At 75.8% G+C, this 10,677-nt stretch carries 9 protein-coding genes; 5 read left to right on the forward strand and 4 right to left on the reverse strand.

Translation table 11 applies throughout. The annotated features are described in order from the left end of the window. Positions 1–160: 160 nt before the first annotated feature. Complete coding sequence (locus ABQ292_RS24675) at positions 161–2,875, forward strand: reprolysin-like metallopeptidase (RefSeq protein ID WP_369210355.1); 2,715 nt, start codon at positions 161–163, stop codon at positions 2,873–2,875. A 42-nt stretch (positions 2,876–2,917) separates the two neighbouring features. Here the strand turns inward: ABQ292_RS24675 and ABQ292_RS24680 are convergent, their stop codons facing one another. Genes ABQ292_RS24680 through ABQ292_RS24695 form a run of 4 tightly spaced genes read right to left on the reverse strand, consistent with a single transcriptional unit; the run spans position 2,918 to position 7,185 of the window. Then, positions 2,918–4,687 (reverse strand): acetyl/propionyl/methylcrotonyl-CoA carboxylase subunit alpha, encoded by a 1,770-nt coding sequence (locus ABQ292_RS24680; protein WP_369210356.1) that lies wholly within the window; start codon positions 4,685–4,687, stop codon positions 2,918–2,920. Positions 4,688–4,742: 55 nt separating this feature from the next. Continuing rightward, entirely contained in the window at positions 4,743–5,351 is a 609-nt protein-coding gene (locus ABQ292_RS24685) for a Maf family protein (RefSeq protein ID WP_369210357.1), read from the reverse strand. Next, on the reverse strand, positions 5,348–5,563 hold the full coding sequence (locus ABQ292_RS24690) for an acyl-CoA carboxylase subunit epsilon (RefSeq protein WP_369210358.1): 216 nt from the start codon (positions 5,561–5,563) through the stop codon (positions 5,348–5,350). Before ABQ292_RS24690 ends, ABQ292_RS24685 begins: the two co-directional genes overlap by 4 nt. After that, positions 5,560–7,185, reverse strand: coding sequence for an acyl-CoA carboxylase subunit beta (locus tag ABQ292_RS24695; protein ID WP_369210359.1), 1,626 nt, complete (start codon positions 7,183–7,185; stop codon positions 5,560–5,562). Before ABQ292_RS24695 ends, ABQ292_RS24690 begins: the two co-directional genes overlap by 4 nt. Before the next feature lie 19 nt (positions 7,186–7,204). On the opposite strand from ABQ292_RS24695, the gene ABQ292_RS24700 reads away from it, so the two are divergent. The 4 genes from ABQ292_RS24700 to ABQ292_RS24715 all read left to right on the forward strand — a co-directional run. After that, the gene (locus ABQ292_RS24700; RefSeq protein ID WP_369210360.1) at positions 7,205–8,059 is read left to right on the forward strand and encodes a biotin--[acetyl-CoA-carboxylase] ligase; all 855 of its coding nucleotides are present in this window, start codon (positions 7,205–7,207) and stop codon (positions 8,057–8,059) included. A 31-nt stretch (positions 8,060–8,090) separates the two neighbouring features. Next, positions 8,091–8,651, forward strand: coding sequence for a PH domain-containing protein (locus ABQ292_RS24705; protein WP_369210361.1), 561 nt, complete (start codon positions 8,091–8,093; stop codon positions 8,649–8,651). Positions 8,652–8,738: 87 nt separating this feature from the next. Then, complete coding sequence (locus tag ABQ292_RS24710) at positions 8,739–9,890, forward strand: exonuclease SbcCD subunit D (RefSeq protein WP_369210362.1); 1,152 nt, start codon at positions 8,739–8,741, stop codon at positions 9,888–9,890. Continuing rightward, on the forward strand, positions 9,887–10,677 hold a 791-nt coding region (locus tag ABQ292_RS24715), incomplete at its 3' end, for an AAA family ATPase (RefSeq protein WP_369210363.1). The genes ABQ292_RS24710 and ABQ292_RS24715, both read left to right, overlap by 4 nt.

Below are 10,677 nucleotides of genomic sequence, written 5' to 3' on the forward strand. Positions count from 1 at the left end.
GGCCTGCTCGGCGCCGGCGGGACCGCGCTGGCCGCCCGCCGGCTGCCCCTGCTCCGCCGGCGCCCCTGACGCCCGGACGGGTGGGACCGCGGTGCCGGGGTCCAGTCCGGCGCCCGTCCCGCCGATGAGGAGCACGGTGCCCACCGACCTGGAGAGACCCGTGCCCCACGCTGCCCGACCGCGGCCCCCGCGGCTGCTCTCCCTCGCGGCCGCCACCGCCGTCCTGACCCCGCTGCTGCTGGCCGGCCCGGCCGCGGCGGAGAGCCCGGCGGAGGGCCCGGCTGCGGGCCCGGCGGAGGAGGTCACCGCCGGCGACACCGTCGTCGGCGAGCTGGTCCAGACCTGGGCCGAGCACGAGGACCCCGACGAGGCCGCCGCGCACGCCGACGACGCCCTGCTCAGCTGGGTCACCGAGGACGACGGGACGAGCGTCCGGGTCGACAGCGACGGCGTCGACGACCTGCCCGTGGGCGCCACCGTCGAGGTGACCGTCGGCGCCGAGGTGCCCGAGGAGCCCGGGACGGCGGAGGGTGTGGAGCCGGCCCGGGAGGTCCTCGAGGCCGAGGTGGTGGCGCCCGCGGAGACCGTTCCGGCGGCGCCTGCCTCCGCGCCGTACACGAACGAGGTCACCGTCGTGCTGGTCGCTCCCAGCGGCCTGTCCCCGGACGCCACCACGGTCCAGCAGGTGGTCGACCAGGTGAACGGCCCGGTGGCCGACTTCTGGGAGTCGCAGAGCGGCGGGGCGGTGCGGATCCACGCCACCGCCGGCGCGGACTCGTGGGTGACCAGCTCCGCGGTGTGCACCTCCTCGTCGGCCCTGTGGACCGACGTCGCGGGCAGGATCTCCTGGACCGGTGGCGCCGGCCGGCACCTGCTGCTCTACGTCCCCGGCTACCCGAGCGGGATGCCGTCGTGCGCCTACGGGCTGGCCAGCATCGGTTCCTCGCGCGGCGCCGGCGGGAGTCTCTACGTGCGGGCGGTGAGCACCTCGGTGATCGCCCACGAGCTCGGCCACAACTTCGGGCTCGGGCACGCGTCGGCGGTGCAGTGCGACGGCTCCCCGGAGGCCACGCCGTGCCGGACGGTGTCCTACTGGGACTGGTACGACGTCATGGGCGTCTCGTGGAACGAGGTGGGCTCGCTCAACGCGCCGCACGCCGCACGGCTGGACCTGCTCCCGGCGTCGGCCCGGGTCGCCGTCGACTCCGCCGGGACCGGCGGCACGTACACGCTGACCCCGATGGGCGGCGGCACGGGCACCCGCGTGCTCGCGCTGACCGCCCGCGACGGCCGCCGCTACTGGGTCGAGTACCGCACCGCCGTCGGCCAGGACGGCTGGCTGGACCCGGCGATCGGCTACGGCTTCGAGGCCGGGGTCCTGGTGCACACCGACGGCCCCGGTCCGACCGGCGACACCTCGCTGCTGCTCGACGGGACGCCGGCCGCGCAGGCGCAGTGGGCCGCCGACGAGCAGACCGTGCTGCCCGCCGGGAACCGGATGTCCCTCGGCGGCGGCTCGTTCACGGTCAGCGTCGTCGGCGCGTCCGCGTCCGGTGCGACGGTCACCGTGCGGACGGCGGCCGACGGGCCGGCGGCCGACAGCCCGATCGCCGTCCTGTACCGGTCGCTGGGCGGGTCGGGCGGCTCGCTCGGCGCACCCACCGGTGACGAGCTCTGCGGTCTGCGCAGCGGCGGGTGCGCGCAGCACTTCCGGAACGGGTCGATCTACTGGTCGCCGGCGACCGGCGCACGCGTCGTGCGCGACCAGCTGCTCGCCGAGTTCCTGCGGACCGGCGGCCCGTCGGGCTGGCTCGGCTACCCGGTGGGGGACCGGTACGCGACGCCGGACAGCGGCTGGACCCAGGCCTTCCAGGGCGGACGCGTCCACTCGTCCCCGGCCACGGGCGCGCACGCGGTGCCGGCCAGGCTGGGTGCCGCCTACGACCCGCTGCGGGGCGAGTCCGGCGTCCTCGGGTACCCGGTCACCGCTCCGTACCCGACCGCCGGCGGCGGGCAGACCCAGGCGTTCCAGCACGGCCGGATCCACTGGTCGCAGGCCACCGGGGCCCACGCGGTGTACACGCAGGTCTCCCGGGCCTACGACCCGATGTGGGGTGAGTCCGGGCCGCTGGGCTACCCCGTGAGCGGGCGCTACGCGACGGCGAACGGCGGGGTCACGCAGGCCTTCCAGCACGGGCGCATCCACTGGTCCCCGGCCACGGGCGGGCACGCGGTCCTCGGGGAGATCTCCCGGGTCTACGACCCGCTGTGGGGGGAGTCCGGGCTCCTCGGCTACCCCGTGGGCGGCCGCTACCCGACGGCGAACGGCGGGGTCACGCAGGCCTTCCAGCACGGGCGCATCCACTGGTCCCCGGCGACCGGGGGGCATGCCGTCACGTCGGTCATCGGCCAGGCCTACGACCCGCTGCGGGGGGAGTCCGGCGTCCTCGGCTACCCCGTGGGCGGCCGCTACCCGACCGCGGGTGGTGGCTGGACGCAGCCGTTCCAGCACGGCCGCATCCACTGGTCCCCGGCGACCGGGGCGCACGCCGTCTGGGGGCCGATCCGGGCGGTCTACGACCCGATGTGGGGGGAGTCCGGGGTGCTGGGCTACCCGGTGACCGAGCCGTACCCGACGGTGAACGGCGGGACGACCCAGGCCTTCCAGCACGGCCGGATCCACTGGTCGCCCGCGACGGGCGGCTTCGCGGTCCAGGGGGCGATCTCCCGGACCTACGACGCGCGAGGCGGGGAGTCCGGGCGGCTCGGCTACCCGACGGGGCCCCAGCGGGGCTCGTCCCGGGTGGAGCAGACCTTCCAGCGCGGCCGCATCAGCCACGACGCCGCGACCGGCACCAGCGTCCAGTACTACTGACGGCGCTGCTCCGGGCCGGTGGGCCCGGAGCAGCGCGACGGCTCAGGCCTCCGCGGCCGCGTCGGTGATGGTGCAGAGGACCGCGCCGCTGGTGACGGTCGCGCCGACCTCGGCCGACAGGCCGGTGACGGTGCCCGCCTTGTGCGCGGCGATCGGCTGCTCCATCTTCATCGCCTCGAGGACGACGACGAGGTCACCGGCCTCGACCGGGGCACCCTCCTCGACGGCGACCTTGACGATCGTGCCCTGCATGGGCGAGGTGAGGGAGTCCCCCGAGGTCCCCGACCCGCCGTGCCCGGAGCCCCGCTTGCGCGGCTTGGCGCCGCCCGCCGGAGCCGGCGCGCCGCCGCCGGCGGCCAGACCCGCGGGGAGCGACACCTCGAGACGGCGGCCGCCGACCTCGACGACGACGGTCTGCCGCGGCGCCTCCTCGTCGGCCTCGGCCGGGGCGGCGGACCAGGGCGGGACCTGGTTGTCCCACTCGGTCTCGATCCAGCGGGTGTGCACCGAGAACGGCTCGCTGGTGAAGGCCTCGTCGCGGACCACCGCGCGGTGGAACGGGACGACCGTGGGCATGCCCTCGACCACCAGCTCGTCCAGTGCGCGGCGGGCGCGCTGCAGGGCCTCCTCGCGGCTGGCGCCGGTGACGATCAGCTTGGCCAGCATCGAGTCGAACGCGCCGGCCACCTCGCCGCCGGTCTCGACGCCGGAGTCCCAGCGGACCCCCGGGCCCTGGGGGATCTCCAGCCGCGTCACCGGGCCGGGCGCCGGCATGAAGTTGCGTCCGGCGTCCTCGGCGTTGATGCGGAACTCGATGCTGTGCCCGCGCGGGACCGGGTCCTCGGTGACCTCCAGCGGCAGGCCGTCGGCGATGCGGAACTGCTGGCGGACCAGGTCGATGCCGCTGGTCTCCTCCGACACGGGGTGCTCGACCTGCAGCCGGGTGTTGACCTCGAGGAAGGAGATCGAGCCGTCGACGCCCACGAGGTACTCGACGGTGCCCGCCCCGTGGTAGCCGGCCTCCCGGCAGATGGCCTTGGCCGACTCGTGGATGCGCGCGCGCTGCTCGTCGGTGAGGAACGGCGCGGGCGCCTCCTCGACCAGCTTCTGGTTGCGCCGCTGCAGGGAGCAGTCGCGGGTGCCGACGACGACCACGGTGCCGTGGGTGTCGGCGAGCACCTGGGCCTCCACGTGCCGGGGCCTGTCCAGGAACCGCTCGACGAAGCACTCGCCGCGGCCGAAGGCCGACACGGCCTCGCGGACGGCGGAGTCGAACAGCTCGGGGATCTCCGCCGTGGTGCGGGCCACCTTCAGCCCGCGCCCACCGCCGCCGAACGCGGCCTTGATGGCCACCGGCAGGCCGTGCTCCTCGGCGAAGGCGACCACCTCGTCGGCGCCGCCCACCGGGTCCGTGGTGCCGGGCACCAGCGGAGCCCCGGCCGCGGTGGCGATGTGCCGGGCCCGCACCTTGTCGCCGAGGGCGATGATCGCCTCGGGGGAGGGGCCGATCCAGGTCAGCCCGGCGTCGATGACCGCCCGGGCGAAGTCGGCGTTCTCGGAGAGGAAGCCGTAGCCGGGGTGGACCGCGTCCGCGCCGGACCGCCCGGCGGCGTCCAGGACCTTGTCGATCACCAGGTAGGAGTCACCCGGCGTCGTCCCGCCCAGCGCGAAGGCCTCGTCGGCCACCCGCACGTGCAGCGCGTCCCGGTCGGGCTCGGCGTAGACCGCGACGCTGGTCAGCCCCGCGTCCCTGCACGCGCGCGCCACCCGGACCGCGATCTCCCCGCGGTTGGCGATCAGGACCTTCTGCACCGGTCTTCTCCCTCGGTCTCGTACTGCTCGGTCTGTGGGGCGGGCCGGCGAGGGCTCAACGCCGCCAGAGGTCGGTGACGGCCAGCCCGCGCCGTCCCAGCTGCTCGCGCAGCGCGGCCAGGGAGAGGCCGACGACGGACGCGGGGTCGCCCTCGACCCGGCGCACGAAGGGGGCGCCGAGCCCGTCGAGGGTGAAGGCGCCGGCCACCGCCAGCGGCTCACCCGTCGCGACGTAGGCGTCCACCTCGGCGGGGCTCGGGCTGGCGAAGTGCACCACCGTCGAGGTGACGACGACGTCGCGCGCCGCGATCCCGCCGCCGCGCACGTCGAACAGCGCCTGACCGGTGTGCAGCACCCCGGAGCGGCCCGACATCCGCCGCCAGCGCTCGCGGGCCTCGGCCGCGTCGGCCGGCTTGCCCATCGCCTGCCCGCGGAACTCCAGCAGCGAGTCCGCCCCGACGACGAGGGCGTCGGTCTCGCGCCCGGCCACGGCGCCCGCCTTGGCCGCGGCCAGCAGCGCCACCCGCTCGGCGACCCGCGGCGCCCGCACCGCCGACTCGTCGACGTCGCTCACCACGACCTCGGGGGCCAGCCCGGCCTGGCGCAGCAGGGCCAGCCGCGCGGGGGACGCGGACGCCAGGACGAGACGGCGGCTGACGCTCACGCGGACCTCCCGGAGGCACGCCAGCCGCCGGGGCCGGGCTGCAGCGGACGGCGGTGGGCGTCGGCGAACGAGGCCCAGGCGCCCACCGGCACCGGACGGCGGCGCGGGCGGCGCTGCGACAGTGCGGCCACGACGACGGTCAGCGCGGCGAGCTCCTCGGGTGAGGGTCCGCCCCTGACGACCCGCAGCAGCGGGCGCTGCGCGTCACTCACAGCGGGATGTTCCCGTGCTTCTTCGGCGGCAGCGTCTGCCGCTTGTTGGCCAGCAGGCGCAACCCCTTGGTGACCTCGATGCGGGTCTCCGACGGCCGGATCACCTGGTCGACGTACCCACGGTCGGCCGCGATGTACGGCGAGAGCAGCGCATCCTCGTACTCGGTGATCAGCTCGGCCCGGCGGGCGTCGGCGTCGTCGGCGTCGGCGAGCTCGCGCCGGTAGAGGATGTTCACCGCCCCCTGCGCGCCCATGACGGCGATCTGCGACGTCGGCCAGGCCAGGTTGAGGTCGGCACCGAGGTGCTTGGACCCCATGACGTCGTAGGCGCCCCCGTAGGCCTTGCGGGTGATCACGGTGATCTTCGGGACGGTCGCCTCGGCGTAGGCGTAGATCAGCTTCGCGCCGCGGCGGATGATCCCCTCCCACTCCTGCGAGGTGCCGGGGAGGAACCCGGGGACGTCGACGAAGGTGAGCACCGGGACGTTGAAGGCGTCGCAGGTGCGGACGAACCGGGCGGCCTTCTCGCTGGCGTCGATGTCGAGCGTGCCGGCGAACTGCGTGGGCTGGTTGGCCACGACACCGACCGGCCGGCCCTCCACCCGGCCGAAGCCGATGAGGATGTTGGGCGCGAAGAGCGGCTGCACCTCGAGGAACTCGCCGTCGTCGAGGACGTGCTCGATGACGGTGTGCATGTCGTAGGGCGTGTTGGCCGAGTCCGGCACGAAGGTGTCCAGCTCGCGGTCGTCGTCGGTGACGCCGTCGTGCGTCGTGTCGGCCGGGGCGACCTCGACGGCCGGCAGCGGGTCGAGGTTGTTGCTCGGCAGGTAGGACAGCAGCGCCTTGACGTAGTCGAGGGCGTCGGTCTCGTCCTCGGCCAGGTAGTGCGCGACGCCGGACTTGGTGTTGTGCGTGCGGGCGCCGCCGAGCTCCTCGAGGGTGACGTCCTCGCCGGTCACCGTCTTCACCACGTCGGGCCCGGTGATGAACATCTGCGAGGTCTGGTCGACCATCACGACGAAGTCGGTGAGCGCGGGGGAGTAGACGTGCCCGCCGGCGGCGGCGCCCATGACCAGCGAGATCTGCGGGATGACGCCGGACGCGTGCACGTTGCGGCGGAAGATCTCGCCGTAGAGGCCGAGGGAGACCACGCCCTCCTGGATGCGGGCCCCGCCGCCCTCGTTGATCCCGATGACGGGGCAGCCGTTGCGGACGGCCAGGTCGAGCACCTTGACGATCTTCTCGCCGTAGACCTCGCCGAGGCTGCCGCCGAAGACGGTGACGTCCTGGGAGAACACGCAGACCGGCCGGCCGTCGACGGTCCCGTAGCCGGTGACGACGCCGTCGCCGAAGGGGCGCTTGGCCTCCATGCCGAAGGTGGTGGAGCGGTGCCGGGCGAACTCGTCGAGCTCGGTGAACGAGCCCGGGTCCAGCAGCGCCTCGATGCGCTCGCGGGCGGTCATCTTGCCCGCGGCGTGCTGCTTGTCGACCGCCCGCTCCGACCCCGCGTGGGTGGCCTCCTGGACGCGGCGCTCGAAGTCCGCCAGCCTCCCGGCGGTCGTGTGGACGTCGACGTCGCCGGGGACGGACTCGCCGGCGCTCTCCAGTTCAGCCGCACTCACGGGGCCGTAGCGTAGGGGAGTGCCCGACGCGCCCTCCGCCCGCTGGTCGGAGCTCGACCGCCCGCCGCTCGACGGCCGCGCGCTCGAGGCGGCGCTCGTCCGCGACAGCCGGCTGTGGCGCTCGCTGGAGGTGGTCGAGGAGGTCGGCTCGACCAACGCCGTCCTCGCCGAGCGGGCCGCCGGCGACCCCGACGAGGGGGGCGCACCCGAGGGGATCGTCCTCGTCGCCGAGCACCAGGCCGCCGGGCGCGGCCGGCTGGCCCGCACCTGGACCTCACCGCCGCGGGCGGGGCTGACCGTCTCGGTGCTGCTGCGCCCCGACGTCCCGGCCGCCCGCCGCGGGTGGCTGCCCCTGCTCACCGGGATCGCGCTGGCCGAGGCCGTGGGCGAGGTCGCCGGGGTGCGCACCTCGCTGAAGTGGCCCAACGACCTGCTCGCCGCCGACGGCGCCAAGCTCGCCGGCACCCTGGCCGAGGTCGCCGGCAGCGCGGTCGTGGTGGGCACCGGGCTCAACGTCTCCACCCGCGCCGAGGAGCTGCCGCCCACCGGCACCTCGCTGTCGCGGGTGACCGGTGCCGACGTCGACCGGGCGCCGGTGCTGCTGGCCTACCTGCGCGCCCTGGAGCGGCGCTACCTGGAGTGGACCGCCGCGCTGGGCGACCCGGTCGCCACCGGCCTGGCCCGCGACTACCTGGCCTGGTGCTCCACCGTCGGCGCGGAGGTCACCGTCACGCTGCCCGACGGCTCCACGCTGTCGGGCACCGCCACCTCCGTCGACTGGGACGGCCGGCTCGTGCTGCGCACACCCGCCGGCACCGTCGAGCTGGCCAGCGGCGACGTCCAGCACGTCCGGACACGCCCGCACGGAACCTGACGGCCGGCCCGCGCTCGGTCATCCTGGCGCGGTGCCCTACCCCGACAAGCTCCTCGCCGACGACGAGGAGGTCGTCCGCCACCTGCACCCGCACTGGACGACGCTGTTCTGGCCGGTCGTCCGCGCGCTCGTCGTCGTCGGTGCCGGGTCCTACCTCGCCGCGCTGGTCCCGCCGGGCCCCCAGCAGGGGTCACTGCGCCTGCTGCTGCTCGCGGTCGCGCTGGTGGCGCTGGCGGTCCTGGTGGGCGGGCCGGTGCTGCGCTGGCGCACGACCCACCACGTCCTGACGACGCACCGGCTGCTGTCGCGCGAGGGTGTGCGCTCCCGTCGCGGGCGGGACGTCGCGCTGTCCCGCGTCACCGACGTCTCCTTCCGGCAGACGCTGCGGCAGCGGCTGATCCGCTCCGGGACGCTGACCGTCGAGTCGGTCGGTGACGGCGGCCCGCTCGTGCTCGAGCGGGTCCCCGACGTCGAGGGGACGGCGGGACTGCTGCACCACCTGATCGAGGAGGACGAGGAGCGCCGGGCGTGGGAGCCGGACACGGTCGCCGGCGGCCACGACGAGTCGCCGTACTCGACCCGCAGGTACTGAGCGGAGGTCCCGGCGCGGGCCGTGTGACCGGTCGGTCACGGCGAGCCTGGCCGGTTCTGTCGGCACCCCGACCTACCGTCCGCCACCATGCGGCTGCTGCACACCTCCGACTGGCACATCGGGCGGTCGCTGCACGGCGCCGACCTGCTCGCCGAGCAGGAGGCGGTGCTGTCGGGGCTGGCCGGCGTCGTCGCCGCGGAGGGTGTCGACGCCGTCGTCGTCGCCGGTGACGTCTACGACCGGGCGGTCCCCTCGGCCGACGCGACGGCCGTGCTCGACCGGGTGGTGGAGCGGCTGCTCGGCGCCGGGGCCGCCGTCGTCCTCACCCCGGGCAACCACGACTCGGCCCGCCGGCTGGGCACCTTCTCGGGCCTGCTGACCCAGGCCGGCCTGCACGTGCGCGCGGCCACCGCCCGTCTCGACGAGCCGGTGCTGCTGGCCGACGCGCACGGCGGGGTCGCCGTCTACGGGCTGCCCTACCTCGAGCCGGAGATCGCCCGGCACGAGCTGGGCGTGGCGGAGGCGCGCAGCCACGAGGCGGTGCTGCAGGCGGCGATGGACCGCGTGCGCGCCGACCTGGCCCGCCGTCCGGGCACCCGCGCGGTGGTGCTCGCGCACGCCTTCGTCGGCGGGGGTGTGGCCAGCGACAGCGAGCGCGACATCTGCGTCGGCGGGGTCGAGGTGGTGCCGGCGTCGGTGTTCGACGGCGTCGACTACGTCGCGCTGGGCCACCTGCACCGGCCGCAGACGCTCACCGACCGGCTGCGCTACAGCGGCTCGCCGCTGCCCTACTCCTTCGGCGAGGCCGGGCAGGACAAGCAGGCCTGGCTGGTCGACCTCGACGGCTCCGGGCTGGCCGGCGTCTCCGCCGTCCCGCTGCCGGTGCCCCGGCCGCTGACGGTGCTCACCGGCACGCTCGACGAGCTGCTCGACGACCCCGCGCACGCCGCCGCGGAGGACGCGTTCGTGTCCGCCCGCCTGACCGACGACGTCCGCCCGGCCGACCCGATGCGCCGGCTGCGCAGGCGGTTCCCGCACTGCGTGCACCTGGAGTGGACCGGCGGCGCGGGAGCCGGCGACGGGCGCAGCTACCAGGAGCGGCTGCGCGGCCGCGACGACCTCGACGTCGCCGGGGAGTTCGTCTCCCACGTCCGCGGCGGGGTCGGCACCACCCCCGCCGAGCGGGACCTGCTGGCCCGGGCGCTCGGCGCGGCCGCCCGCGAGGAGCTGGCCCGGTGAGGCTGCACTCCCTGGCCCTCACCGCTTTCGGCCCGTTCGCCGGCACCGAGACCGTCGACGTCGACGACGTCGCCCGCGACGGCCTGTTCCTGCTGTGGGGCCCGACCGGCGCGGGCAAGACGACGTTGCTCGACGCCGTGGTGTTCGCCCTCTACGGCACCGTCCCCGGCGCCCGCGGCGAGGCCCGGCGGCTGCGCAGCGACCACGCCGACGCCGGCACCCGCACCGAGGTCTCCTGCGAGCTCACCCTGGCCGGCGAGCGGCTGCTGGTCGCCCGCCGTCCGGAGCAGACCCGCCCCAAGAAGCGCGGCACCGGCGAGACCACCGAGCAGGCGCGGCTGCTCGTCCAGCGGTGGGCCGGCGGGAGCTGGCAGCCGGTGAGCACCCGCATCGACGAGGGCTCGGAGTACCTGCGGGTGCGGCTGGGTCTGTCGGCCGAGCAGTTCTGCCAGGTGGTGCTGCTGCCCCAGGGCGACTTCGCCCGCTTCCTGCGCGCCGAGCCCGAGGACCGCGGCAAGCTGCTGCGCACGCTGTTCGACGTCGACCGGTTCGCCCGCGCCGAGGACTGGCTGGCCGGCGAGCGGCGGGCCGCCGAGGAGGCGCTGCGGGCCGACCGGCACCGGGTGAGCACGCTGCTGCACCGGGTCGCCCAGATCGCCGACGTGGAGGTGCCCGAGGAGCTCGCGCCCGAGCTGGTCGGCGCGTACCCCGGCGCCTCGGTGGGGGCGTGGGTGCGCGGCGTGCGCGCCCGGGCGGCCGAGCGGCGGACCGGTGCCGCCGCGGAGGC

Origin of the sequence: Geodermatophilus maliterrae (assembly GCF_041018925.1) — a bacterium.
In the GTDB taxonomy this organism is placed as follows: domain Bacteria; phylum Actinomycetota; class Actinomycetes; order Mycobacteriales; family Geodermatophilaceae; genus Geodermatophilus; species Geodermatophilus maliterrae.